Annotated in this window: 27 protein-coding genes; 13 read left to right on the top strand and 14 right to left on the bottom strand. The window is 35.0% G+C overall.

What is annotated here, in order from left to right:
- Positions 1-29 precede the first annotated feature (29 nt).
- On the top strand, positions 30-1,682 hold the full coding sequence (locus J7604_RS26500) for a PAS domain-containing sensor histidine kinase (RefSeq protein WP_293903507.1): 1,653 nt from the start codon (positions 30-32) through the stop codon (positions 1,680-1,682).
- Positions 1,679-2,404 (top strand): SDR family NAD(P)-dependent oxidoreductase, encoded by a 726-nt coding sequence (locus J7604_RS26495; protein ID WP_293903504.1) that lies wholly within the window; start codon positions 1,679-1,681, stop codon positions 2,402-2,404. Before J7604_RS26500 ends, J7604_RS26495 begins: the two co-directional genes overlap by 4 nt.
- A gap of 59 nt (positions 2,405-2,463) precedes the next feature.
- Here the strand turns inward: J7604_RS26495 and J7604_RS26490 are convergent, their stop codons facing one another.
- The 5 genes from J7604_RS26490 to egtB all read right to left on the bottom strand — a co-directional run bounded on the left by J7604_RS26490 (position 2,464) and on the right by egtB (position 7,347).
- The gene (locus tag J7604_RS26490) at positions 2,464-3,087 is read right to left on the bottom strand and encodes a hypothetical protein (RefSeq protein ID WP_293903501.1); all 624 of its coding nucleotides are present in this window, start codon (positions 3,085-3,087) and stop codon (positions 2,464-2,466) included.
- Positions 3,088-3,147: 60 nt separating this feature from the next.
- The gene (gene cysM / locus J7604_RS26485; protein ID WP_293903498.1) at positions 3,148-4,032 is read right to left on the bottom strand and encodes a cysteine synthase CysM; all 885 of its coding nucleotides are present in this window, start codon (positions 4,030-4,032) and stop codon (positions 3,148-3,150) included.
- A 42-nt stretch (positions 4,033-4,074) separates the two neighbouring features.
- Positions 4,075-4,902, bottom strand: a complete 828-nt coding sequence (locus J7604_RS26480; protein WP_293903495.1) for a serine acetyltransferase — start codon at positions 4,900-4,902, stop codon at positions 4,075-4,077.
- Positions 4,903-5,049: 147 nt separating this feature from the next.
- On the bottom strand, positions 5,050-6,027 hold the full coding sequence (locus J7604_RS26475) for an L-histidine N(alpha)-methyltransferase (RefSeq protein WP_293903492.1): 978 nt from the start codon (positions 6,025-6,027) through the stop codon (positions 5,050-5,052).
- Between the two features lie 6 nt (positions 6,028-6,033).
- Positions 6,034-7,347 carry an ergothioneine biosynthesis protein EgtB gene (gene egtB / locus J7604_RS26470; RefSeq protein WP_293903490.1) on the bottom strand — a complete coding sequence of 438 codons (1,314 nt, stop codon included), beginning with the start codon at positions 7,345-7,347 and terminating at the stop codon, positions 6,034-6,036.
- Between the two features lie 323 nt (positions 7,348-7,670).
- Here egtB and J7604_RS26465 point away from each other — a divergent pair, with 323 nt between their 5' ends.
- A complete protein-coding gene (locus tag J7604_RS26465; RefSeq protein ID WP_293903487.1) occupies positions 7,671-7,880 on the top strand; it encodes a hypothetical protein in 210 nt (69 codons plus the stop codon).
- Positions 7,881-7,944: 64 nt separating this feature from the next.
- Here the strand turns inward: J7604_RS26465 and J7604_RS26460 are convergent, their stop codons facing one another.
- Positions 7,945-8,160 carry a hypothetical protein gene (locus tag J7604_RS26460; RefSeq protein WP_293903484.1) on the bottom strand — a complete coding sequence of 72 codons (216 nt, stop codon included), beginning with the start codon at positions 8,158-8,160 and terminating at the stop codon, positions 7,945-7,947.
- Between the two features lie 363 nt (positions 8,161-8,523).
- Between J7604_RS26460 and J7604_RS26455 the strand changes: the two genes are divergently transcribed.
- Positions 8,524-8,748 carry a DUF2892 domain-containing protein gene (locus tag J7604_RS26455; protein WP_293903482.1) on the top strand — a complete coding sequence of 75 codons (225 nt, stop codon included), beginning with the start codon at positions 8,524-8,526 and terminating at the stop codon, positions 8,746-8,748.
- Between the two features lie 11 nt (positions 8,749-8,759).
- Here J7604_RS26455 and J7604_RS26450 read toward each other — a convergent pair whose 3' ends face one another.
- Positions 8,760-9,251, bottom strand: a complete 492-nt coding sequence (locus J7604_RS26450; protein ID WP_293903479.1) for a hypothetical protein — start codon at positions 9,249-9,251, stop codon at positions 8,760-8,762.
- A gap of 201 nt (positions 9,252-9,452) precedes the next feature.
- The gene (locus J7604_RS26445; protein WP_293903476.1) at positions 9,453-9,950 is read right to left on the bottom strand and encodes a hypothetical protein; all 498 of its coding nucleotides are present in this window, start codon (positions 9,948-9,950) and stop codon (positions 9,453-9,455) included.
- An 11-nt stretch (positions 9,951-9,961) separates the two neighbouring features.
- Here J7604_RS26445 and J7604_RS26440 point away from each other — a divergent pair, with 11 nt between their 5' ends.
- The 3 genes from J7604_RS26440 (at position 9,962) to J7604_RS26430 (ending at position 11,308) form a co-directional block, all read left to right on the top strand.
- A complete protein-coding gene (locus J7604_RS26440) occupies positions 9,962-10,171 on the top strand; it encodes a hypothetical protein (RefSeq protein WP_028979219.1) in 210 nt (69 codons plus the stop codon).
- A gap of 124 nt (positions 10,172-10,295) precedes the next feature.
- Complete coding sequence (locus tag J7604_RS26435) at positions 10,296-10,520, top strand: hypothetical protein (RefSeq protein WP_293903471.1); 225 nt, start codon at positions 10,296-10,298, stop codon at positions 10,518-10,520.
- A gap of 68 nt (positions 10,521-10,588) precedes the next feature.
- The gene (locus J7604_RS26430; protein ID WP_293903469.1) at positions 10,589-11,308 is read left to right on the top strand and encodes a DsbA family protein; all 720 of its coding nucleotides are present in this window, start codon (positions 10,589-10,591) and stop codon (positions 11,306-11,308) included.
- 15 nt (positions 11,309-11,323) lie between these two features.
- On the opposite strand, the gene J7604_RS26425 is transcribed toward J7604_RS26430, so the two are convergent.
- On the bottom strand, positions 11,324-11,956 hold the full coding sequence (locus tag J7604_RS26425; RefSeq protein WP_293903466.1) for a hypothetical protein: 633 nt from the start codon (positions 11,954-11,956) through the stop codon (positions 11,324-11,326).
- A 50-nt stretch (positions 11,957-12,006) separates the two neighbouring features.
- Positions 12,007-12,480, bottom strand: a complete 474-nt coding sequence (locus tag J7604_RS26420) for a DUF4112 domain-containing protein (RefSeq protein WP_293903463.1) — start codon at positions 12,478-12,480, stop codon at positions 12,007-12,009.
- A gap of 96 nt (positions 12,481-12,576) precedes the next feature.
- Between J7604_RS26420 and J7604_RS26415 the strand changes: the two genes are divergently transcribed.
- Positions 12,577-12,987: a hypothetical protein gene (locus J7604_RS26415; protein ID WP_293903460.1), complete on the top strand. Its 411-nt coding sequence runs from the start codon at positions 12,577-12,579 to the stop codon at positions 12,985-12,987.
- Between the two features lie 44 nt (positions 12,988-13,031).
- Here the strand turns inward: J7604_RS26415 and J7604_RS26410 are convergent, their stop codons facing one another.
- Complete coding sequence (locus J7604_RS26410; RefSeq protein WP_293903457.1) at positions 13,032-14,180, bottom strand: hypothetical protein; 1,149 nt, start codon at positions 14,178-14,180, stop codon at positions 13,032-13,034.
- 403 nt (positions 14,181-14,583) lie between these two features.
- On the opposite strand from J7604_RS26410, the gene J7604_RS26405 reads away from it, so the two are divergent.
- The gene (locus tag J7604_RS26405; RefSeq protein WP_293903454.1) at positions 14,584-15,120 is read left to right on the top strand and encodes a hypothetical protein; all 537 of its coding nucleotides are present in this window, start codon (positions 14,584-14,586) and stop codon (positions 15,118-15,120) included.
- Positions 15,121-15,281: 161 nt separating this feature from the next.
- Here the strand turns inward: J7604_RS26405 and J7604_RS26400 are convergent, their stop codons facing one another.
- Both J7604_RS26400 and J7604_RS26395 read right to left on the bottom strand, forming a co-directional pair.
- Positions 15,282-16,823: a hypothetical protein gene (locus J7604_RS26400; RefSeq protein ID WP_293903452.1), complete on the bottom strand. Its 1,542-nt coding sequence runs from the start codon at positions 16,821-16,823 to the stop codon at positions 15,282-15,284.
- 175 nt (positions 16,824-16,998) lie between these two features.
- Positions 16,999-17,145 carry a 30S ribosomal protein THX gene (locus J7604_RS26395; RefSeq protein ID WP_293903450.1) on the bottom strand — a complete coding sequence of 49 codons (147 nt, stop codon included), beginning with the start codon at positions 17,143-17,145 and terminating at the stop codon, positions 16,999-17,001.
- A gap of 285 nt (positions 17,146-17,430) precedes the next feature.
- Between J7604_RS26395 and J7604_RS26390 the strand changes: the two genes are divergently transcribed.
- Together J7604_RS26390 and J7604_RS26385 are read left to right on the top strand one after the other, a co-directional pair.
- Complete coding sequence (locus J7604_RS26390) at positions 17,431-18,942, top strand: T9SS type A sorting domain-containing protein (RefSeq protein ID WP_293903447.1); 1,512 nt, start codon at positions 17,431-17,433, stop codon at positions 18,940-18,942.
- Between the two features lie 298 nt (positions 18,943-19,240).
- Complete coding sequence (locus J7604_RS26385) at positions 19,241-20,737, top strand: T9SS type A sorting domain-containing protein (RefSeq protein ID WP_293903444.1); 1,497 nt, start codon at positions 19,241-19,243, stop codon at positions 20,735-20,737.
- Positions 20,738-20,785: 48 nt separating this feature from the next.
- On the opposite strand, the gene J7604_RS26380 is transcribed toward J7604_RS26385, so the two are convergent.
- A complete protein-coding gene (locus tag J7604_RS26380; RefSeq protein ID WP_293903441.1) occupies positions 20,786-22,075 on the bottom strand; it encodes a hypothetical protein in 1,290 nt (429 codons plus the stop codon).
- Positions 22,076-22,358: 283 nt separating this feature from the next.
- On the opposite strand from J7604_RS26380, the gene J7604_RS26375 reads away from it, so the two are divergent.
- Together J7604_RS26375 and J7604_RS26370 are read left to right on the top strand one after the other, a co-directional pair.
- Complete coding sequence (locus tag J7604_RS26375; protein WP_293903438.1) at positions 22,359-22,787, top strand: response regulator; 429 nt, start codon at positions 22,359-22,361, stop codon at positions 22,785-22,787.
- Positions 22,788-22,796: 9 nt separating this feature from the next.
- On the top strand, positions 22,797-24,020 hold the full coding sequence (locus J7604_RS26370) for a sugar transferase (RefSeq protein ID WP_293903436.1): 1,224 nt from the start codon (positions 22,797-22,799) through the stop codon (positions 24,018-24,020).

The raw sequence follows: 24,020 nt of genomic DNA, 5'->3' as shown, positions 1-24,020 counted from the left end.
CAAGTTTATAAGACGGGTTGCAGATTTTTATGACAATTTTTCAAGGCGATATTAATAGGAATACGGTAGTTTTAAGGTTATTTCTTTTAACAGGAATCAGCCTTGCTTTTGCTTTTTTTATTTTTACCAATACCTATGAAGACTCGCTTTACAGCTATTTGATATTTACAACACTTATAATAGCTCTTGTAGTTATTAATTTATTGTCATTGAGGGTGTTTACCCAAAGTAGAAAAGATGTAATCAACAAAGTCAATGCAGATAATATGGTTACTTTGCTTGACAACATCTCAGACATTTGTTGCATTTGCGATAAAGATTTCAGATTTATTTATTGGAATAAGGCTGCTCAGGAAATCTCTGGATATACATTTGAAGAAATTGCAGGCAAAAGATTTGATGAACTTTTCAAATCAGCATCCACTCCTGAAAGAGATAAACTGATAGGCCAAATGATGATGGAGAAAAGAAAATCTCTTACTTTTTCTTATGAGGCTTTTATGAAAGGAGTCCTCAATCAGTTTGAAATTACTGTTTTCCCTTCAGGAGAAAACTATATATATCTTGTAAGGAATATTACGGATAAATTATTAATAGAACAGCAGAATAACAGGACGAATAAAATTCTTGAAGCTACCTCAGATCTTGTGGCGATGGTTAATGTTCAAGGGCAAAATGTTTATATGAATTATGCCGGAGTGAAACTGTTGGATGAAAAAAATAATGCTGGAAATATTAGAAGGAGTTTAGTTGAAATGCATCCTCCTGATGTTTATAAATATTTGATCTCAGAGGCTATCCCATATGCTCTGAAGCATGGCACGTGGCAAGGAGAGTCAAGGTTTATCACCTCTGAAGGAAAAACTATTCCCGTATCTCAGGTTATTATTGCCCATTTGGATTCTCAAGGGCATCTGGAATATATATCTACAATTGCCAGAGATATTTCAAAGGAAAAACAGGCTGAAGAAGAACTGAAGAAAATTAATTTTGAGTTGGATCATTTTGTCTACAGAGCTTCACATGATTTGAGAGCTCCCCTTACTTCCATTCGGGGGTTAGTTGAAATTTCTCTGGAAGAAAAGGACACACAAAAACTTAAGCAATACATGTCTTTTGTGGGGGATTCAGCTAAAAAACTGGATAACTATATCATTAACCTTCTTTCCATATCAAGAAATGACCGTCTTGAAATGGAGCAAAGGCCAATTGATTTTTCAATACTCATACAAGAGGCGATAGACGAATTGAGATTCCTGAAAAATGCTGATAGGATAAATATTACCTGGGATATTTCATGCGATGGTCAATTCTGCTCGGACCTGATAAGGTTAAAAATTATTTTTAAAAATATCATTTCGAATGCTATAAAATATCAGCGTATCAATATCGCTAATTCATTTCTTTCCATAAATATCAGTGGTAGCTCTCAATTGATTAGAGCTGTATTTACTGATAATGGTATTGGGATCCACGAAGATGCCAAAGACAGGATATTTGATATGTTTTACAGGGGAACAGAGCTGTCTGATGGTTCGGGGTTGGGACTTTATATTGTTAAGAGTGTAATAGAAAAATTAAAGGGCCGAATACAGCTACATTCCAAAATTTCTGAAGGTACTACAACTATAATTGAGATTCCTGGTTATTCTATGAAAAAGGAAGCCGACCAGGAACTATGAAATATTATATAATAACAGGAACCAGCAAAGGATTGGGAAAAGCGATTGCAGAACGAATTTTGTCTGACCCTGGCAATTTTGTTATAGGAATTTCCCGCACTGTCTCTATTCATCACGATAATTATGAGCACCTCTTTATAAACCTTTCAGAGGTTGATTCACTTCATAAATTTTACGATAGTATTTTTCCCAACTTCAAAAATCCTTCAAAAATTTGCTTGATTAATAATGCAGGAAATATTGGTGAAATTACCTACCTGGGAAAACAACATGATAGCAAGATCATTGATGGTTATAATTGTAATGTTATAGCCCCTGCTTTACTCATGAATGAATTTGTTAGCAGATATAGAAATAATGATGCATCGAAATTGATTTTAAATATCAGCTCCGGTGCAGGTAAAAAACCTGTCGACGGGTGGTCTGTTTATTGTAGTTCGAAAGCAGCTCTTGATATGCAGACCGCTGTGGCTGCCAACGAAGCCAAGTTTTCGCATAGCAATTTCAGATTTTTCTCCCTTGCTCCTGGAATATTAGACACACCTATGCAGACTGAGATTAGAAAAGTTTCTCCGGAAGATTTTAGTCGTGTAGAGGAATTTATTAATTATAAAAAGGAGCATATGCTTGTATCTCCTGAAAAGGTTGCAGAGAAGATATGGCGACTACTTGAAAATGAAAATAATTACAAAGGAGTTGTAATGTCAGTAAATGAAGTTTAAGTAAGCCCTAGTCAGGACCCTCATTTTTTATACTGACTTGTAAACAATTTGTGGCTAGATCAACGACTGTGACCTTTAGTAATCAATATACCCGATACTTTGGCAGAATCAGATAGTGTTTCAATATCTATGTTTTGCCTGGTGGTTACTGGTAAAGAGGTAGTGTCGATTAAAAAGGTAATTCCGAGGCGTTCAAGACCAAAGGCAGGGCCATCTTCAGTATTTCCCGCCCAATCAATAAAATGATAACTTTTTATATCTCCTACTTTAGAGCCTATGCCTATGCCTGATCTTGTTTTATATCTTTTGTCATATACCTTAATTCTCCAGATTTTGCAGGAGTCTGTGCATATAGGGTCTACTCTAAGGTACCTTGATGTATCTCTGCTTGTTTTTATAAAATATGCTTCAAATTTTTGTCCTTCAGATGTAAAAGAAGATTTGCTAATTTGGGATTTATCATAATAATTGTAAATATTTTTAATTGGCATGTCTATGGTTAAATTTCCTGCACGCTCTTTAGAAATGACGTATTCATCCGGAACTTCAATAGTGCCCTTATCATTATAACCTGTTGTTGACTCTGACCCAGTACTAGTTTTTTTTGAACTTTCACAAGAGAAAAGGTAAAAAACTCCTACCAGCAACGCTGTCCTTTGACGAATATAAGTTGAAAAAGACATTTGACCTTTTAAATTGATTTCAGATAGAAAACTGATATCAATCTAAAAGGTTTTTAGAGTTTATTGGCCAAAAAGATCCGTAGATAAATACCTGTCTCCACGGTCGCAAATGATGCAAACGATAACTCCTTTTTGCAATTCAGTAGCAAGTTTTATGGATGCCGCCATAGCTCCTCCACTGCTCATTCCCCCAAAGATAGCTTCTTCTTTACTAAGTCTTCTGGCTGTATTAATGGCATCTTCCTGTGATACATCAATAATTCTATCTATTCTTGAAGGATCAAATATTTTAGGAAGATATTCCTTTGGCCATCTTCTAATGCCCGGTATCTGTGAACCGTCCATAGGCTGAACACCTACAATTTGTATGGATTCGTTTTTTTCCTTTAAAAATTTAGATGTCCCCATTATTGTACCAGTTGTACCCATCGAAGAGACAAAATGAGTTATCTTATGTTCAGTGTCTTTCCAGATTTCCGGACCTGTGCCGTGGTAGTGAGCCATATAATTGTCCGGATTTGCAAACTGGTTAAGCATAAAATAACCTCCTCCAGCAACTTTCTCATGTGCGAGGTCGATAGCACCTTCCATTGACTTTTCTGAAGGGGTAAGAATCACCTTTGCTCCAAAGGCTTCCATGGTGAGTACCCTTTCCCTGGTTGCATTGGAAGGCATGATTATTTCAATTTCCAGTCCGAATAAGCGTGCTATCATGGCGAGGGCTATTCCGGTATTTCCACTTGTTGCTTCCACTAGCTTCATACCTGGTTTTAATTCCCCGCGTGAGAGGGCGCCTTTGATCATTCCATAGGCTGCTCTGTCTTTTACACTTCCACCAGGATTGTGTCCCTCAAGCTTAGCAAAAATTTTTACAGCTTTGTTAGGGTTAATATTTTTTATTTCGACCAGTGGAGTATTTCCAACAAAGTCAAGAAGTGATGCCATTGAGTAAAATTTTATAATCTTTTAATATTAATATTTGATTTATCAATATCCTGGAAGTCCTTTGATGTCTTCCAATTTACCAATTTCAATCTGAGCTTTATGATATACCGTTGAAAAAGGAGGGACAGTTTTGGTCAGCCAGACATTTCCTCCAACAATACTGTGATGCCCAATGATAGTATCGGCGCCAAGAATTGTTGCTCCGGCATAGATAACCACATGATCTTCTATTGTAGGATGTCTTTTTTTGCTTGCCATACTTTTGTTTACGCTTAGTGCTCCAAGCGTTACGCCTTGATATATTTTAACATGGCTGCCGATTATGGAAGTTTCACCGATAACAATGCCTGTGCCATGGTCTATGCAAAAGTGCGAACCAATTTCAGCTCCAGGGTGAATATCAATGCCTGTCTTTGAATGAGCAAACTCAGTAACAATTCTGGCTAGAACAGGAATCGACATCTTAAAAAGTACATTGGCCATTCTGTACATGGCGATGGCATAAAAACCCGGATAAGCTCTTATTACCTCATATGCACTGGTAGCTGCAGGGTCGCCGATAACAATTGCCTCAACATCTGATTTTAACTTATCAAATATGCCAGGTAGGTAATCCAGAAAACCGTTGGTAATAACTTCAGCCTTTTTAGGAAGGAACCTTTGCATCGACTGAAAAGAAGTTAAAAGTTGTTGATGCAGCTCTTTATATCTCGCTTCAACCTCTTCAATATTTCCGTATTGTTTTTCAGATAATTCCGGAAACATTAGCTTTAAATACTCATTCAAAATATCATATATGCTTTCAGGCTGGGGATTAGGTTTCGCCAGTTTGTAAGAAAGAAATACCTTGTTAATAAATTCGCTTTTCATTTTGCTTAACAAATTTTTCAAATTGCTTACCTACTCAGGACTCTATCCCTTAATTCTTTATATAAAGAATCATATAGTATATGAAATTAAAACAATTTTATCCTTCAATGTGGTTCGCGGTGCAAAATAAGCAAAATGTGTTAACTTTTATTTTTTCACCCAAAGAGAGTCTGTGAAATATTTGTTATCATCGTAAAAGTTGTGAATTTTGGCAAAACCTGTAAGATCTGCTAGTGCTTCTATTTCATTTTCGGAATATTTTTTTGATACTTCTGTCTGAATACTTTCCCAAGCTCTGAAACTAATATTAAGATCAAGAGCTTTAAGTCTCACACTCTGGTTTACTGTGCTTAATAAAAAACTTTTACATTCTCCGGTAGTCGGATCGTAATATGGAAAATGGCTGAAATTTTCGGTTTTAAAATCACCTGAAAACTCCTTGTTTATTCTTTCAAGTAAGTTGAGATTGAACTTGGCAGTGATGCCTTCTGAGTCATCATAAGCTTTTAAAATCAATCTTGGATCTTTTTTTAGATCAAAACCTGTGAGTACTAGATCTCCAGCCAAAAGGCTCTTGTTAAGCTCATTATAAAAGTTAATGCTTTCTTGCAGGCTGAAATTACCGATGTTGCCTCCCATGAACAGCACTACTTTCCTTTTTCCTTCAAATTTTCGAAGTTCAGACATGGCGCTGAAATAATCATTGCAATGGGGTTTTAATACCAGGTCTGGAAATTCTTTGCGTAGTTCGGATGATAATAATTTGAGAATATTTCCTGAAATGTCTACCGGTATATATTGGAAGGCGGCATTTTTATCGGTTAAAAATTTTAGGAGTATTCTGGTCTTGAGTCCATCGCCGGCGCCTAGCTCAATGAGATCAAAGGGTTTGTTATAATGAATAAAATAATCAAGAAGATCTTCCTTATTATTTTGCAGAATTTGAAATTCAGCTCTTGTAAGATAATATTCTTCGAGGTTCATTATCTTCTGGAATAAAACATCGCCTTTATCATCATATAAATATCTTGATGGAAGATATTTAGGAATGCTACTTAACCCTTTGATAAGGTCTTCTGCAAAGTTCTCCTGACTGATAGTTTTCACAATATCTGATATGTCCATTACTTTTTAAAATATATAGTCTGCCAATCTTATTCCTGTATACTGCCATCTTTTTTCCGTTTGAAAAAAATTTCTGTAGGTTGGTCGGATATGCGATAATGGTGTTGCGCAGGAACCTCCTCTAAGCACCATTTGATTGATCATAAATTTACCATTGTATTCCCCAAGAGCTCCGGGTTCTTTTTGATAATATGGATAGGGGAGATATGCACTGTTTGTCCATTCCCAACAGTCTCCGAATAACTGAAGGCTATTTTCGCTTTCTCTTACCTTTGGCTCAAAAGCCATACTTTCCATGAAGTTATTTTTATCACTAGGGTTGGGTGTATAAAGCAGACACGCACTTTCCCATTCCTGTTCGGTTAGCAATCTTTTATTCTTCCATTTAGCATAAGCATCAGCTTCATAAAAGCTGACATGTGTAACAGGTTTGTCTCTATCAACTTTTGTAAGACCCTCCGTCAGTGTATAGTAATGCCATTCATTCTCTAACTTATGCCAATATAGGGGGGCATCTATATGGTTCTGATTTACCCATTCCCATCCTGCAGAAAGCCAGAACGTAAAATTCTGATATCCCTTGTCTTCAATGAAATCAATGTATTCGCCATTGGTTACAAGTCGGTTTAGAAACTGAAAGGGATGAAGGTAGACTTTATGTTTCTCTCTTTCATTATCATAAGAGAAATTGTCAATATCAGAAGTTCCTATTTCGTATAACCCTTCTTCTACTTCGAGGTATTGCTCAACTGGTTCATGATTGGAGACGTTAACGGATGTTTCTATTCTGGGAAATAAAGAAGGATATAAAGGGTTATGACCTAATATGTATTTTATATCTGTAATTAGAAGCTCCTGATGTTGTTGTTCGTGATTGATTCCAAGAGTTATCAGTTTGGATAGCTCATCAGAAGGAAAAGGAATGGAATTTAAGAGTGTCATAATGGCTTCGTCCACCACGATCCTATATTGATATATTTCTTCTACCGAAGGTCTTGTCATGTTGCCTCTGTCACCTCTAAATACTCTGTTCCCTAAGCTTTCATAATAGCTGTTGAAAAAATATGCAAATGATGGATTATATTCTTTGTATCTATCCGCATAAACCATCAGGATAAAGTATTCAAAGAACCATGTTGTATGGCCAAGGTGCCATTTGGGCGGACTAATATCCATGGCTGGTTGTGCGACATAATCTTCCGTTTTAAGGTATTTACAAAGTGCTACAGTTGAGTTTCTGGTTTCCAGATATTTCACTTTAAGTATCTCCTTAGTCGGTGATACAATCTTTTTTTCCAAAATGGAATTTTTCCCCTTCATATTTTAAGTAAACCAGCTTGGAATCCTCTTTGTTAAAGAGGGGTAGAGGGGTAAAGGTGAGAAATTTAATTTTGAGTAGGGAAGTGTCATTTTAATAGGGACTACGAATAAATGAAGATCACTGCCGGTAAAATGCTAATAGTATTGGTAAATAACTTGGCTTCTCCTTTTAATGATAAAATTGGTTTAGCAGGTAGAAATTAATATGGCATAAAATACTAAGCTTATAGAATTTGAGAGGAGATTAAAAGAAGTTATCTAATTCTCCTATAATCGATATCATAAAAAGGTTTAGATTGATGTTTAAAATTTAAATTATATTTATGGCTGCAGATGTTTGTAGTAGAGAAAAGTCTGCGCGAGGGATTGTTGAAATTATTTTATTTATTTCAGGAATCATTGTTGCAGGAACAGCAGGATGGATAATGGGGAGTAGGATTGATGTTAAGAATAATGTTTTAGTACTGTCTCGCAAAAGCCTTATTTCACAGAAACAGTTGTATAGTTCGAGCCCTCGGAAACAGGGAGATTAACATATGGAAAAGAAGTGGGTTATTCTCCACTTCTTTCTTTCTTAGTATGTTTGAAGTATTCTCTTTATAAGTTAGCATCCTGAGGTGCGGAAGTTGAACGATCAATAGTAATCTCAAATTCCAGAGTAGGGAGTAAAACCTGCTCAATAGTTTTTTGAGGAGGACCTTCAATTCTATCTAAAGCTTCCCTTGGTATATTTTGATATAAGTATATAAGTATGTAAGTATGAATCTGAGAGATTTGATATTTTTTCCCAAATGGATTTTTTTTCCCTCGCATAATAATCAGCTTAAAATCTTCTTTGTTAATACAAATTAGAATACTTAAGAAGTGGAGAAATTAATATTTGTCAGGGAATGTTCTTTTAAAAGAATGTTCACTACAGAACAGATAATTACGGCAAATATGATTGGTTTGAGAACTTGTCTTTTTCTTTAATTAATAAGGGGAGCTAATGCCACTTATATAAGTTTTTATAGAAAAAAGATAAAGCTGCTATGTTCCTAGGCTTGATGAGGGTGCGAGGTTGAAGGAATCATTTAATTCCCCAAAAATCGGTAATGCTTAGAAAGCCTTAGGATGTGTATAAATGAATAATAATAATAATAATAAAATGTAACAAAGGAAAATTATAAAAAAGTTATGGCTGCAAATGTATGTGGTAGAGAAAAGTCGGTACGATGGATTGTTGGAATTATATTATTTGTTGCAGGAATCGTTGTTGCGGGTACAGCAGGATGGATCATGGGGATAGCAGGAGTAGCATTGATATTAACAGCAATGTTCTCATACTGTCCTGTAAATGCTATGTTTCATAGAAATACTTGCATGGTCCGAACTCCTGGAAACAGGGATATTGATATATGAAAAAGAAGTGGTTATTCGCCACTTCTTTTTTTAGTTACTCTTGAAGTATTTTTAACGAGTTTTGCATCCCGCGGTGGAGGTGCTGAAGTTGCGCGAGCTATAGGAATCTCAAATTCCAGAGTGGTAAGTAAAACCTGCTCTATAGGTTTTTGAGGAAGGCCTTCAATTCTACTTATTTCTTTTCCGTCTTGTTCTATAATATAAGTAGGAATCTGGGCAATCTGATAATTTTTTTCCAACTCTTCAGGGCTTTTTAAATTTCCATCTACAAGATAAATTTGAATTTGGTCTTCTGTAAACCCTGCCATATCTGCTGTTTTATATAATTTTGCCAAAGCCTCCTGAGTCTTGTCCTGCCATATGCCTCCGAAAAAAACTACTTTTATTCCGGCAGGTAACTGTTGAAGTGAAGCAATTTCATTTTCAAGAGGAATATATCTATTATAAACTTTCTGAAACCATCTTGAATCTTCCAAATAATAAACATCTACAGTACCAATCATTCTGTTTTCTGAAGACCCCTGATTACTAACACAAGATAAACACACACTAATTAAACATAATAATAGTAAAATCTTTCTCAAACTTTTCATACCAACAATTGAATATTGCACTTCTGATACAATTGTAACAGCTGGTTTTGATGTCTTGTTAATAAAAAAGCCGGCACTCAGTCCGGCTGTGGGTTTCAGAAGAAGTATGTTTTAAAGATACTTGTTCTTTTCTATTATTTCATAATTATAGACGAACGTGTCTAATTCTTCCTGATCAACGAAATTGCCTGTTGTAATGATCTCTTGTTCAGTATCTAAAAGATCAGGGAGGCCGTCTGGCAAAATAAAATCTTCATAATTATTTCTTTCATCCTGAAGATAGAGATGAGGTAAATCCGGATATTCAGGGTCGTCAATAATGTCTATTAAGTAGAAATGTCCTGTTCTGATTACTTCAAAAGTAGTATCGCCTGATTTTTCATTAACTCCTTCTGTCTGTATTAGATACTCATAATCTCCGGATACATCCCAGAAGTATTTTTCATTTTTAATGTCTGAATTAATCAGTAATAAAAGCCTTCCCTCTACGCTTTTAAGCAACTCAAAATTTCCCTGGTTTAGCACTTTACCTCTCATAATATAGCCCTCCTGTTCTATTACTTCCTTAACAGAATAAAAAAAATTATAGTTTTGTATATGTAATCGCATAGGGAACAATTATGGCATTGTCATTTGAAAATATCAGAGTAGGGAAGAAGTATATTTTGAAAAATTATGGTGAAAAGGCATTATTCCAGGTTTTAGAGAAAACTGCTGATAATGATTTTCGGGTAAAAGACCTTCAAACCCTGGAGAATTATATGATTTCAGATCTTATTAGATATGGGAAAGGTAACGATTATGATTTTTATGAACTTGAAAAATATTAGAATATAGCAGCTTATTAAATACTTGTTATAAGTATTTTCAAGCAGACTTAAACATCAATCTCTTCGATAAACAATCGAATCTCCTACTGGGTTTTATAAAGAAAGGAAGGAAGGAGGATGAGTTATGAGAAATTTGGTGATCATTTTGTCCTTGACAGGATTGATGTCCTGTAAAGATTTTACTATTGCAGAAAGTGCAGATCATTTTGGAACAGGAACTATAAATGAACCTGGTACAGCGGTTAATCCTCAGCCAGGTGTGGACCTCTATGAAGAAATTAATAGAGAAAATTTTGAAAACGTCAATGCTGAAGATAGAGCGGACTCATTGCAGCAGCGGGGCATATAAAATTTATAGAGATAGCCTTTTACTAGCACTTTTTAATTTTTAATTTTATTTATTCATTATAAAAAAATATGTCCTTTAGATCTTTTATTACATTAGCTATTGTAATCGCTGTTACTGTTGTTTTTTCTTTGGCGTTTAAGGTAAGGCAGGAAAATAATGCTCTGAAGCCCCAATTGATTTACGTTGGGGATGTCATGTGTTCCTGGTGCTATGGCTTCTCCCCTGAGATTACAGCTGTAAAAGAACGTTTTAAAGATGAAGTTGATTTTAAGCTTTTAAACGGAGGTTTAAGGCCTTATACAAAGGAACCCATGGATGCTGAAATGAAAAAGTTTCTGAGGCAGCATTGGAAAGAGGTTAAAAAAGCAAGCGGACAGCCTTTTAGTTATAACATTTTAGCGGATTCCAGCAGGTTTGTTTATGATACTGAGCCAGCGGCCAGGGCGGTGGCAACGGTTCGTAAGTTAAAACCAGGCTCGGAATTTGAATTCTTTAAAAAAGTTCAAAATTCTTTTTATGTAGAAAATAGAAATACTTCAGATATTAACACTTACTTGGAATTGCTGCCACAGTTTAACATTAATAAGGAATCTTTTAAAGAAATTTTTAACTCTGAACAAATGAAGCAAGCAGTTGCTGAAGAATTTAAACATGCTGAAGCACTTGGTGTGAGTGGATTTCCCGCAGTATTGTTAAATAAAGATGGTCAGTATATCATGATCGCTAATGGTTATTCTAAAAGAGGAGAAGTGATAAGGGCCATTGAAAAAGCTTTGGAAAAAAAATAAGGGAGTTAAGCTCCCTTAAAGTGTATCGTCATCTGCTGTTGTTTCCTTGATAATTGCATTCAGTCCTTTCTGCTGCCAGTCGGCTTTATTCCAGCCTCTTTCAATAGCATTCAGTCTTGACTTTCTCCCCGGATGAGTGGGGAATTCTTTGTCTCTACAAAGTCCGTTTACAGCTGCCTGGGCTTCTTTCAGAGATGCACCCATTTTTCTTAATATAAATCCTGAAAACTCATCACACTCCAGTTCGACTCTATGATTACTACCTCCTTTTATTAGGGTATGCCCGTTAAGATGATGTCCTATCTCATGAGCAAGTATGCTGATAGCAGCCCAATTGGTATGCACCGAGTTGTTTATTGATGAAATAAAACTAGGGTTGTATAATATGTACCTTTTGTCTTTCTGAATAATAGCAGTAGCATTAGGTACATTGGCAGGTTTTATTTCAAAGTTGGCTTTTAATCCTATTACACCAAGTATAGCTTTAATGACCAGTCTGGTGTCTTTATCTGATTTTATACCAGATTTAAAAATAGATTCTATACTGGTGTTTTCATCAGTATTTCCAGGTGTTTTAGCATAACTACAAAGGATTGTTGCAACGCAAAATGACAGTGTTAAAAGGGAGAGACGGATTTTATTTATCATGATTCTTAAACAAACATCTAAGATGAAATCGTTCGGAATTTTTTTATGTTTTAGAAAATATGAATGATGAAAGTTATTAATTTAAATATCGAAAATATCAGCAACGCAAAGAGAGAAATTAAAGCAAACATAATTGTCAGGATGATCCCATTTCCATTTCCCTGGTGTTTACCTTCGTAATAATGCTCTTTCAGCAATTCAATATTTCTTTTGTTTGCCTTAAATCCGAAATCAAATAAAGAGCCTACTATTGGGACAGTGCCAATCATGGCATCCAGAAGTATATTAAGGCTCATGACAATAACTACTTTTCTGCTGGCTCCATATCTTGTCATGTACAACATTAGTATTGCAGATATGATAAAGCCTGTAAAGTCACCAATTCCGGGAATGAGGCCAATCAAAGGATCCCAGCCAAATTTTAATTTAGTTCCGGGTATTCTGAATTTACTATCAAGAAAATTGGATATTTTTTCTACCCAGGCGAGATTGGGAGCTTCCGTTAAATTTTGATTCTGAATCATTTATTGAATTAATAATTTTTTAACAGGCAAATAACCACTGAATTATTTTGAGGTACTAGTTTTGGATTAATAACAATTGGTTAAACTATCCGCGCTATGTCTCTTCCTCTTTCTTTATCAGATGCTCATTCAGGAAGCATAAAAAAAAATATCCGGATTAAGTTCATTTTTTCCTGGGTAGTGTTATTCCTTACTTTTATTTTTTGCTGGGAAATGCTAATCTTTTATACACTTAAACCCTGCACAATGATGCTTGGAGTTATTTCGTTCGTAATGGTTTATCATTTCAAAGGAAGTGGTTCTATCATTTTTATTGCTTTTTTATCCTGTTTATTGGCAATTGTTAGCTATTTAGTAGCCATGTATACCTATTGCTCAGTTGTACTACCTTCAAATTTATTCAAGACCACTGATTTTTATTTTTCATTCGTGCAAGAGCATTTTTCGTCTATAGAATATTCTCTGTTGATGGCTGGTACATATCTTGCATACGCATTAAAAAAATAGCTGGTCCTTTCATGTAGGAAAGACCAGCTATCATTTGGAAAGAATCAAAATCTGAATACAGCCACCATAGGTTGACCGGCTTCCGGCATTTCTTCCGGACTTACTTCATATACAAAGCCACCATTCTCAATAGTAAATGCGGCAGCTTTAGTGGTTAATGAAGTACTGTCTTTGTCAGAAGCTTTTCCCATTTTGGTTTCCTTTGATTGTTCATTAAAGGTTCCCCATAAATGGTTATTTTTTTCAATAAACAAGGTATCTATTCTTCCGGCCTGAGCTTCTCTAACAATTTCATCAATTGCATAAGATGTTTTGCCAGTGCCTGCAAAAGCATTATAGGTATCAATTTTCTTTTTAAGTGGTTTGAGCATTTCAGATCTCATCACCTGCAAAGATTTTTCAAATATCTCTTCATCAAGAAGATGATCTGGGTTCCCATTCACACCTTCTTTGAAAAGGTTAGGATAAGAATTTGCCTTCTGATAAACTGAATGCATATTATCAACAGCAAATAGGACTAATGGTAATTTCTCTTCATCCCTTAAAGCTTCGTTGACACCAGTGTTAACCTGTCTAAAAAATTCAAGAGTATATTGATCGTTGTAAAAGCTATCTGTATGAGAATGGTAAATAGTTCCGCCTCCCATGTTTTTGCCCTGTATGGTTCTTTTGGTGAATTCATACTGGGATAATATTTCGTCTGTGTTTTGTGGAACTGAAGAAGGGAGGGAGATTTCCTCGAAGTGATACCTGCTATTCCTGAATAATTTTACTTTTTTCTGACTTAAAGCCAATGTGTAAAATTTTCCTTCTTCTCTGAAAAAGATAAATAAAGGATCAAGTACAAATGCATTGCCCACATAGTTTTCAGCTTCAAAAGAAACTGGCAAACGGTAGTAGCTAAGATTTTCATCATTCATAAATACTGCCAGCCCCTTATCTTGAAGATGCCAAAAACCGGTATCATTCAAAAGATTAAAAGCCGGAGCCAATAATTCTGTAACATACTTTTCCTGATAATTCTTTTTCAGAAGCTTATCTCTAACCTCTGTCAATTGGTTCTTAAACTGCAGCCAGTCAAGGCCTTCATTTACTTCCATCCCTTTATTGTGGGTTGGTATAAATATAGAAATACAGTTTTGGCTTTTAATACCTGCAAGTCTTTCGAAATCTTCCCTTGTTAATCTATCCATATCCATATCCATCATCATTCCCCTATGTTACATCATCAAAACAACATGTGCATTCCAATTAGTTTGCTTATTGATAGGGTGAAAATAGTTCAGTAATTGTTGAATTTTTGTGGATAAAATCCCTAGGTTAGCTCAGAAACAATTTTATTTTTATGATGTTAAAATCAAACATTTACCGCCCAAGTTTAAGATTATTTTCATCAAAGAATAAATTGCATTTAAGCTAGAGGAATCCTTATTGGCTAGACCTGGGCTATAACTATGTACATGTACATAAAATGTCTATGTCTGTTGATTGGATGATAGATCGGTATGAGCATAGTGAAAACTAAGTGGTCATTCGGTCAGCTTATTTATTCAACCTTAATAAAATTTGTTTATAGACTTTCAAATTTCAAGCTCTATGGAAAGAAAAGAATTAGTAATGGTTTTCTGGAATGACCTAAAACTCTCTTTTGAACAGCTTGAATCAATTATCAGGTTGTTAAAGCCAGTTGCTTCGGAAATATTTGTATTTTCAAAAACAGAGGAAGGACGCCTTGCTGCTCAGTGTCTGTGCTCCGGGAGCTATGTGCAGTTCGGAGATACATTTCCTGAAAAGGTACATAATGCTTTCCTTAAAGCTTATATGAAAAATTTTGATCATACAATTTTTCTTGATTTTACCGAGGTCTGTCTTACTTTAAATCCTCGTGTAATCATAGAGGTGTTTAGTTTGCTTGAAGAAAAAAAGCTGGTAGTTGGGCGAAATGAGGTAAACAAGATGATTCTTTTAGGAATGGCTGGCTTCTTACCTCACGTTTTTGAGGAGAAATTTTATTACGAAATGTTAGGAGAATCTATTCTGGAAGAAAGATCATTTAACAAAAAAAATATTATTGAATTAGGTGTCGCGCCGGATAAGCGTACTTCATTCGTATTTTCATTAAGAAATAACTGAATCCAAAAGAATGAATATTCAGTAATGAAATATATATAGTTGAAACTCCTTAGCGTACTCCAATATACTTATCTTAATTCAGTAATGTAAATAATTGAAAAACTCATTGATAAAGTAGATATCAATGAGTTTTTTTAATTGGTATTATTATCCTTGATTTTTTATTCTTTCAATATCGTAATTTCTACCTTGTTGCCACTGTCATTAGATTTTTTCTTGTCTCCATAACCTACTGGTTTTATCCTTGTACTTGCAGCGCCTTTTTGAGTGAGATAAGATGCTATAGCATCAGCGTGTTTCTGTGTAACATCATTGTGATAAATTTTGCGAATATATTGTGTTGTGTCTAGAGTTACAGTTTCTTCCTTGACTTCTGTGAGTTCAGGAGTTTGAATAGTATCTGATTTTACTTCTGGAATAGAAGTCCCTATTTCAATTGCTGCAGTTGGATTTTCCTGAAGCCATTTTACAAGTTTGTCAAGATCCATAGAAGAGGATGGAGATAAAGAACTTCCTTCAAACTGGATATGGGAAAGATCAATAGCCGTATTAAGTTTTACTGCCGGTAGTTTGAAATCCTGTTCTTTGTATACAGATTTTGTAAGCGTATCAAGCGGAATTTGGTTGCCATTGTAGAACCAGCCTTTGGTGCTGCCATAAGCAGTGACATCAAATGTTTTTCCTTTTGGCAGTATGATCAGATAAGGCTCGTCTTGTTTCAGATTTATAACTGAAATAAGTTTTTTGGAAGGAAGTTCTGTTACTATAATTTTGCCGGCAACAGTTTTTCCTGTTTCTTCTTTTATCTTTCCTGCAAGAAGAAATACTCTGTCTGGTTGAAACTCTGGGGAAAGCTTGCTTCTATAGATATCTTTTGATTTGCCGTTGACAGCAGTATAATAGATCATTTCGGCATTAGCAGGGATGGCTGCATAAACCTCATCTGCTTTAGTGTTAATATAGGTGAGTGGAATGGGTGTTGTCCAGCTCCCGTCGTCTTTACGTTGAGTCCTGTAAAAGTCAAATCCTCCTTTTCCTCCTGCTCTTTCGGAAGAAAAGATTAATGTTTTTCCATCTGAAAGTATTCTTGGAGAGCATTCACAGCCTGAGTTAACGGGAGCAGGAAGGTCTACAGGTTCTCTGAAGCCTTCTTTGCTAGTACGTTGAGAAACAGTTATCTTACCACAGGGCAGTCCAGCAGATGATTTCTTGTCTGTCCATTTTACAAAATACAGTTGTTTCCCATCGGGAGATAAACTGGGATCAGCTTCTCCTTGCGCTGAATTTAAAGGCTTTCCTGGGTTCTTGGGAGTAGACCATCCAGTTGGCGTTTTTTCAACCATCCAGAGATCATTGCTTCCTATGCCACCATATCTGTTGCTGGAAAAGAATATTTCATTCCCCATAGGGCTTAAATTATATCCAAGGTTGTTATTAAGCTTAGTAGAAGGGGTATTAAGAGCAGTTACCTCATCTGGTCTTGTCCAGACCCCTGATTTAAGATAGCTTACAACTGGATATGATTTTTCCTCACCATAGTTAGATAGGAATAGTAATGTCTTGCCGTCTGCGCTAACGCTGGGGTTTAATTCTTCTCCCAGTGGTGAATTGATCGGCTGACTAAGGCTTGTGCCTTGACAATAAGCATGTTTTGTTGTATTGAAACAAATAATGAAAAAAAGTAAGAATGAAAGTCTTTTCATAGAATTTTAATACTTGTTTGTGGAAATAAAGGAAAAACCTATGTCAGGTCCAAGCTTTAACGGGGAAAATAAGTAGTTAGATGAGTTAATTATTAATATTTATAGTTTTAAAATCAAAAAATGGAATAAAAAAGGTGAAAAAGCACACAGGCAGTATGCTTTTTTCAAAATGGAATTATTTAGTTGACTTTTTTTTCGAACTACTAGCTGGCGCAGCTGCGGGTGGTGAAGTAATAACGTTCTCCGTTTTGCGTCTTCTTGAGTTTCCAAAGCTTCCTTTAAAGAGCTTTCCTTTTTTAGATTTTTTATCTCCTTTTCCCATAGTTATAAGTTTAGATGGTTTATGAAAACTGAGAACCTTAAGTTAAATAGGAGTAAAATTGTTTAAGAAATAATAAAGTTTTTTTTCTGCCGGAAATAATGGGATTATTTTGTTTTATATAAATTTTTGATTTTCAATGGTATGTACTTTTGGTAGCTTTTCGGAGAAAAAGATTCTTTATTGTTGTATTGAATTTAAGGGAACGAATATTAATTTTTAAAGTCTAATTATAGGATTGGATAAAAAGGAAATCCTCAATTATTAATCTTAATCATAACTTTTTATATGAATAAAATAACTACAAAATTTTTGTTTCTCATTGTTCTAGGATTCAGTTCTTTAAGCTCAGTGGCACAGTTTAAAACCCTTTATCCTTATAAGAGAAGCTTTTATGAGTACAAGTCCCAGGACATAGCTCAAAGCAAGCTTGGAATGTACGGACCTTCAGGAGATTTTATTCCTGTCTCAATAGAACGAAAAGAAGTTGTTGCAACAGATACAATTTATTATAACTACAATGTCTTCAGGCGAAACAAGAACAATTCAGAATATGGCGATCCTTGTTATCTGACCAATAAAGGATGGGCATGGACAGGAAAAAAAATTCTAATGACCGAAGGTCAGAAAGAAGTTTATATCAATATACATGATGATTCTTTAGTATTTAGAAAATATGCAAATGTGAATGATACGTGGATATTTTATAATTCAGATGAGAACCATTTTGTCGCTACTGTTACCAAAAAGGAGCCAGAAACCTTCAGTATTTATGGGACGTCTGTAACCGATTCTGTAATGTCTATTTCAATTTCATTTAAAAAGAATTCTGATAACAGTTCGCTGGAGCATCCTTTTAATGGGAAGGAATGGAAAGTCAGTAAAAGTTATGGCTTTATCAAAGCATATGATTTGTTGAATTTTCCGCTTGATACAAATACTCTAACACTTGCTGGGTTTGAAAATGTAGGAGTTAAGAATTTAACCGTAGCAGATGTTTTTAATTTTGAAGAGGGAGATATAATGCATGTCCGTGATTATATAGAGGGCTATTATTATAAGGAACGAAAGGTGGTTCAGCGGATTCTGTCTAAAAGTTTAAATAGTGATAACGTTATTTATAATGTTGAAATCAGCGATAACGTATCTCAAAGAACTCAGCAAGGAGAAACATTTTCTGCAAGTGTAGATACTGTTATGTGGAAATTTTATTTTCAATCAAGTTATGAACACTTAAATGAATTGCCTTGTAAGCCTTTACCGGGAAATGCTGCGGCGTATACCTATCAGTATATACATAAAAGTACCACCCTTATGGCAAAGTCATTGGATGATCTGAGTTTTTATTCTCCAGCAAGTGATACTTGTTATGAAGCAGTGATTGATGGAAGCCCTAGGGATGTTCTGTTTATAGAAGGCTTAGGAGGCCCTTATTATTCAGCTTATATTGATAATTACCTATTTCCTACCACAGAGGGACTACAATTGGTATATTATAAAAAAGGATCTAAAGAATGGGGCACTCCATACAACCTTGTATTAGGAATTTATGCCAATAAGCTTAACGTGGCCATTAGCCTCTCTCCAAACCCAACTACAGACAGGATTAAAGTTTCGAGCGAAGGGATTCTGAATACAAGTTATAAGATTTATAACATTGAAGGAAGAGAAATGCTGAACGGCAACTTTTTGAGTACAGAAGAAAGCATTGATGTGAACAACCTCAAAGCTGGGATCTATTCATTAATGATAATGAAAGAAGAAGGAGTTATATATACATCAAGATTTGTGAAGAATTAGTTTTTAATTAACTTTTTTAAATGGCTCTGAGTAGATTTTATTCAGGGCCATTTTGTTTTAAACTTTTTATCTATTCTTTTATTTCCCTATAGAGGGGGCAAAATTTGTAAAAATTTTTAATGCTTAAGTAATATACTATAATAGTAAGTATTAAGAGTGGGAACATTTAGTAAATATGACGTCTAATTTATGTGGGCTCAAAATGTATTTAATATCATGAAGGAGCAGTGTTTATGGATCTTTAATGTTTTTGGCGCCCAAGTTGAATAGTTACACATTCATTTTTAATAAATACTTTATGAGAAAATTTTTACCATTGTTTTTTTTAATTTTGTCTTTAAACTCATATGCTCAGTTTAAGACTATTCACTCTGATGGCACAACGTATTTTAAGTCCCCGGAGAACTTTCAGAAAATGGACTGGGGGATTACAGGTAGCTTTATCCCTGTTAGTATAGAAAGTACTAGGTTAGTTAATGAAGATACTCTTTATGATAATTTCAGGATTTTTAAGCGTACAGATTTAGGAGAACCTGAATGTATAATATCAAACAGAGGTTATGCATGGACAGGGAAAAACATAATTATGACTAAAGATCAGCAAGAGATCTTTATTAACTCCAATGATGATTCCCTTATATTCAAAAAATATGCAAACGTAAATGACTCCTGGATCTTTTTCCAAACCGAACAGAATCATTTTTTAGCTACCGTGATCGGTAAAGGATTGGAAACTTTTAATATATATGAAGATCAGGTAACAGACTCTGTTTTGACTATAACTGTTTCTTTGAATAAAAATGAAGACAACAGCCCATTAAGCCATCCCTTCAATGGTAGGGAATGGAAGATCAGTAAAAAATATGGATTCGTTAAAACATATGATATACTCCATTTCCCTGAAGATACCAATTCCTTGCTGCTTGCAGGAGTGGATCAATTTAACATAGGTGTTAAAAATATAACTGAAAAAGAGATCTATGATTTTGAAGTTGATGATGAGTTTCACATTGAAGAATATTCCATATATGCAGGGGAAATAGTAGAGAATAAAATTCGTCAGATTATCCTGGAGAAATCTTTCAGCAATGATTCAATAGTTTATCAAATGGAGGTTTTGGAGAATAAAACTAAAGGAAGTATTTATGGAGGGGAAGAAATCTTTACTGTACATTTAGATACAATTTTAATTAAAGTTGCATTAACCCCGGATCTAAATGGCATCAATCAAATACCCTTAAAGAAAAATGAGGATGATTTTGAAGCATCTTATAATTCCCAGTTTTTACGTTTGGGAGATCCTTCTGTTATGATAAAACGCGTTAATGACGGTAGCTATTCTAGGAAGGTAGTAGGTGATTCCTGCTACCAAGAAATGTATATAATTCCATCTATGGATTACTATAGAGAGTACGCACAGGGGTTGGGTGGACCATACTATAATTTATCTGGAGATATATTATCTAAAGATAGCCGTCAATTAGTTTATTATAAAAAAGGAACAATCGAAAAGGGTAAACCTCTCGACTTAGTATTAGGCCTTTATCCAAATATGTTAGGGAGGGCTGTAAGCCTGTCGCCGAATCCGGCAAAAGACAGAATTAAAATTTCAATCGAAGGTGTTCTGAATACTTATTATAAAATTTATAACAACGAAGGAAGAGAAGTTCTCAATGGTAGCTTCCCTACAAATGAAGAGTCGATAGATATCACTAGTTTAAGAGAGGGAATTTATTCGGTGATGATCTTAAAAGAAGGTGGGGTACTTTATATTTCAAGATTTGTGAAGAATTGATTATTGTAAATTAGCCTTCAAAAAATTCCTTGAAGGCTAATTTTTTACTTAAATATTCAGCATGTTCCATCGATTCAATGCTTCCCCCGAATCAAGCTTTTGCTGCAATAAAGAAATTAGATCTTTTTGTTGTATTAGGTTAAACTTAGTGATTATAACTGCGGCTTGATATATGATAGCTTCCCTCGCATAATTTTTCTTTCCCTCAAGTGCCGCTAATCCTTCCGATAATACATCTTCAGGTTTGATGCTTTTATCTTGTTTACTTTCCACAAGAGGAAGCTCAAAATCCTCAGGGGAAACCAATGACTCATTTATTTCATTGCCATCATAAAATATAGCGGTAGAACCTCTGCTTAGTGTTAACTGTGTTGACCCTTCTAGTCCCTTAAAGATAAGGGCCATTTTACATTCTCCCTGTTCCTTCAGCTGTTTTACAACTTCTTCCTTATAGTGTGGATGTGTATATCCGGAAACAAGGTAGTTTCCCTGAGTGCTTTGGATTGGTTGTAAAAGTTTTTCAAAAGTTGCAAGGAAAGGACGTTTAACCATTTCCTTTCTCATCTTCTTAAGCAGAAATAGATTATTAAAAAATATCTGCTGATCCAGATAGGCTAATCCTATCGACTTGTTTTCCAATGCTTGTTTAGCATGCAAAACAGACTTGAGTGGATCTTTGCCTGCCAGTTTCAAAAGTTGGTGGGAGGTATAGCCCTCTTTAGGTGCAACTTTATCGATAGAGTGAATAATACAGGGAATGTCTAGTGATGCCAGCAATGCTGCAGTAAATAGTGAAAAATTAGAAGTTCGGTTAAAACCATCATAGCTATCCGCAATATCAACTACTACAGGAAGATCAGTTTTTACTCTCTCTACTTTATTCCACAAACCTGAAAAGAAAGCTTTGTTTTCAATGAATGTCTCTCTCTTTAACCTTTGTGATTCTAGGAAAGCACCTTTAAGGTATTCTGGTGTTTGAATATGGAATAATTGTTCTATTCCGCTTTCAGCTTCTTCTTTGGATAAGTTTTCGTGTTTTATGACTTTAAGGATTAGCTTATAGAAATTGTCCCTTGTATCACCGGTGAAAAATGGTACAATTTCATTCGGAAGAAATTTTGAAGGAGCAGCTTTAATCTTTTCTATCCATTCTTTTTCCTGATTATTGGGTTCAAGTGTAAGCAAAGCTGTTACCATTGTGGCGACAGTGGTAAGGCTTACATCAGGAGATTTAAGTAAATGTTCAAGCTCATTGAGCTCTTCTGTTGTAAGACTTTTGCTGCCTTCAGGCCCTATACCTTTTTTCTTAAGCAATTCAGCTAATCTCTCCTGTACCATAATATTTTATTTGTCAATAAATCTATAGAAATGTTCTTTAAAGTGAAAGATAAATTTGAATGTAAGTTTAGAAATTTGAACACTTGTTTTTAATCGATTGATCCTGAGGAGGCAAGTATAGGGCGAAGTGTGAAATGCTAGAGAGGCTTCCAAACCCTCTGTTTGCACTGAACAAATAATATGCTCTTGAGTTGAAATTATGTAAGCAGCACACAAAGTTGCTGAATAATCCAATGAGAATTTATAATTAGATACGAGGCAGAAGGCGATAATTTAATTTAGTATGGAAATAATGGAAAAGGCATTGCCAACAGTTGAAAAACTTGTGGCAGAGAAGGGGAAAACTATTCTTGCAATTGATGACGTTGAGTCAACTTTAGATATAATTAATTGCACATTGTGCAAAAAATATAATGTAGTAAAAAAAGCAAATGGTAAGGAAGCATTTGAGTGGATGCATGAGGGGAATATACCGGATTTGATTATATGTGATTTGCGTATGCCCGAGATGGATGGATTTGAATTTATTAAACATATCCGGTCCAGTGGATTTTTCAGAGAGGTACCACTCCTAATTCTATCAAGTTATGAATCAAGCAGCGTGAGGATTCAGTGTCTTAAGTGTGGCGCTGATGATTTTATGATGAAACCATTCAATCCTGAAGAACTTGAAATAAGAGTAGAAAATATTTTCAAAAGAATTTATAAGTAAAAAATCAGTATGGAGCTTATTACACAGAAGAAGCTGGCTTATATAGACAATCAGACGGATCGGCTAGAATCATTTTCAACTCGAATGGCAGATGGGTTTGATGTTATACATTTTGAAAACGGGTTTAAGTTTTTCGAATGGCATTCTAAGGGTAATAAAATCGATGCAATAATTTCTGCTGGACAATTACACAGCCCGAATGGGCTGTTATTGTTGCAGCATTTAAAACAATCGGATGTAGAGCCGGTTCCTTTTGTTTTTCTTGTTGACAGCATTACAGGGCAGGTCCGCTCCGAAATGCTTAAACATAGTGTATCCGAAATTTTCGAACAGAATGTCTCGAAAGATCCATTTGCATTAAGGTTAAATTACCTAATAGAAAATAAAATTCATTACAAACGAGCGTATAAAGAGGGCTTTGTAAAGCATCCAGAGTATAAGATTCCTTTAGTTAAGAGGATATTTGATATTGTATTTGCAACACTAGCACTTATATTTCTAAGTCCATTCTTTCTTTTGCTTGCTATATTAATAAGGCTGGAATCAAGAGGCCCTGTTTTTTATGCTGCGAAAAGGGTTGGTACTGGATACAAGATTTTTGACTTCTATAAGTTTCGCTCAATGAGCGCCGATGCTGATAAGAAGTTAAAGGATCTAGCACACTTGAATCAATATAATAAAAATAAAAAAGGTGCTGAAGGTGACAATAAAAAAGAAACTACTGTAGCTGTTGAAGAAAAGTCTCAGCACACAAACCTTTGTGAAGAGTGTGCAAGAGGAAATAAGGTTTGTCAGTCCATGCTTTTCTTGGATGGAAAAGAAATTTGTGAAAAGAGATTCCTTTTGGAAAAGAAAGAAAAGGATGCTGCCGCATTTATAAAAATAAGTAATGACCCAAGAATTACCAAGATCGGTAAGTTTATAAGGAATACTAGTATAGATGAGCTGCCTCAACTTTTCAATGTATTGAAAGGCGATATGTCTATTGTTGGTAATCGTCCGCTTCCGCTTTATGAAGCTGAAAAGATTACAGTGGATCAGTTTACCCTAAGATTCCTTGCTCCTGCAGGTATTACAGGTCTTTGGCAGGTGACAAAAAGAGGAACTAAGGAAATGTCGGAGGCTGAAAGAATTCAGCTGGATAATGACTATGCCAGGAATTATTCATTCTTGAGAGATCTGAAAATTATTGCGAAAACAATTCCTGCATTATTACAGAAAGAAAATGTATAG

It is taken from the genome of Sporocytophaga sp. (assembly GCF_017745095.1).
Taxonomy (GTDB): domain Bacteria; phylum Bacteroidota; class Bacteroidia; order Cytophagales; family Cytophagaceae; genus Sporocytophaga.
The sequence above is the reverse complement of the archived record's forward strand: the minus strand, read 5'-3'. Positions and strand labels throughout refer to the sequence as shown.

Coding starts and splice junctions, on each gene's coding strand:
- J7604_RS26435 (WP_293903471.1), top strand. CDS start 10,296: ATGAGAAATTTGGTGATCATTTTGTCCTTGACAGGATTGATGTCCTGT.
- J7604_RS26445 (WP_293903476.1), bottom strand. CDS start 9,950: ATGCGATTACATATACAAAACTATAATTTTTTTTATTCTGTTAAGGAA.
- J7604_RS26455 (WP_293903482.1), top strand. CDS start 8,524: ATGGCTGCAAATGTATGTGGTAGAGAAAAGTCGGTACGATGGATTGTT.
- J7604_RS26385 (WP_293903444.1), top strand. CDS start 19,241: ATGAGAAAATTTTTACCATTGTTTTTTTTAATTTTGTCTTTAAACTCA.
- J7604_RS26480 (WP_293903495.1), bottom strand. CDS start 4,902: ATGAAAAGCGAATTTATTAACAAGGTATTTCTTTCTTACAAACTGGCG.
- J7604_RS26420 (WP_293903463.1), bottom strand. CDS start 12,480: ATGATTCAGAATCAAAATTTAACGGAAGCTCCCAATCTCGCCTGGGTA.
- J7604_RS26405 (WP_293903454.1), top strand. CDS start 14,584: ATGGAAAGAAAAGAATTAGTAATGGTTTTCTGGAATGACCTAAAACTC.
- J7604_RS26390 (WP_293903447.1), top strand. CDS start 17,431: ATGAATAAAATAACTACAAAATTTTTGTTTCTCATTGTTCTAGGATTC.
- J7604_RS26410 (WP_293903457.1), bottom strand. CDS start 14,180: ATGGATAGATTAACAAGGGAAGATTTCGAAAGACTTGCAGGTATTAAA.
- J7604_RS26395 (WP_293903450.1), bottom strand. CDS start 17,145: ATGGGAAAAGGAGATAAAAAATCTAAAAAAGGAAAGCTCTTTAAAGGA.
- J7604_RS26370 (WP_293903436.1), top strand. CDS start 22,797: ATGGAGCTTATTACACAGAAGAAGCTGGCTTATATAGACAATCAGACG.
- J7604_RS26430 (WP_293903469.1), top strand. CDS start 10,589: ATGTCCTTTAGATCTTTTATTACATTAGCTATTGTAATCGCTGTTACT.
- J7604_RS26415 (WP_293903460.1), top strand. CDS start 12,577: ATGTCTCTTCCTCTTTCTTTATCAGATGCTCATTCAGGAAGCATAAAA.
- J7604_RS26500 (WP_293903507.1), top strand. CDS start 30: ATGACAATTTTTCAAGGCGATATTAATAGGAATACGGTAGTTTTAAGG.
- J7604_RS26465 (WP_293903487.1), top strand. CDS start 7,671: ATGGCTGCAGATGTTTGTAGTAGAGAAAAGTCTGCGCGAGGGATTGTT.
- J7604_RS26495 (WP_293903504.1), top strand. CDS start 1,679: ATGAAATATTATATAATAACAGGAACCAGCAAAGGATTGGGAAAAGCG.
- J7604_RS26450 (WP_293903479.1), bottom strand. CDS start 9,251: ATGATTGGTACTGTAGATGTTTATTATTTGGAAGATTCAAGATGGTTT.
- J7604_RS26375 (WP_293903438.1), top strand. CDS start 22,359: ATGGAAATAATGGAAAAGGCATTGCCAACAGTTGAAAAACTTGTGGCA.
- J7604_RS26460 (WP_293903484.1), bottom strand. CDS start 8,160: ATGCGAGGGAAAAAAAATCCATTTGGGAAAAAATATCAAATCTCTCAG.
- J7604_RS26440 (WP_028979219.1), top strand. CDS start 9,962: ATGGCATTGTCATTTGAAAATATCAGAGTAGGGAAGAAGTATATTTTG.
- J7604_RS26400 (WP_293903452.1), bottom strand. CDS start 16,823: ATGAAAAGACTTTCATTCTTACTTTTTTTCATTATTTGTTTCAATACA.
- J7604_RS26380 (WP_293903441.1), bottom strand. CDS start 22,075: ATGGTACAGGAGAGATTAGCTGAATTGCTTAAGAAAAAAGGTATAGGG.
- J7604_RS26425 (WP_293903466.1), bottom strand. CDS start 11,956: ATGATAAATAAAATCCGTCTCTCCCTTTTAACACTGTCATTTTGCGTT.
- egtB (WP_293903490.1), bottom strand. CDS start 7,347: ATGAAGGGGAAAAATTCCATTTTGGAAAAAAAGATTGTATCACCGACT.
- cysM (WP_293903498.1), bottom strand. CDS start 4,032: ATGGCATCACTTCTTGACTTTGTTGGAAATACTCCACTGGTCGAAATA.
- J7604_RS26490 (WP_293903501.1), bottom strand. CDS start 3,087: ATGTCTTTTTCAACTTATATTCGTCAAAGGACAGCGTTGCTGGTAGGA.
- J7604_RS26475 (WP_293903492.1), bottom strand. CDS start 6,027: ATGGACATATCAGATATTGTGAAAACTATCAGTCAGGAGAACTTTGCA.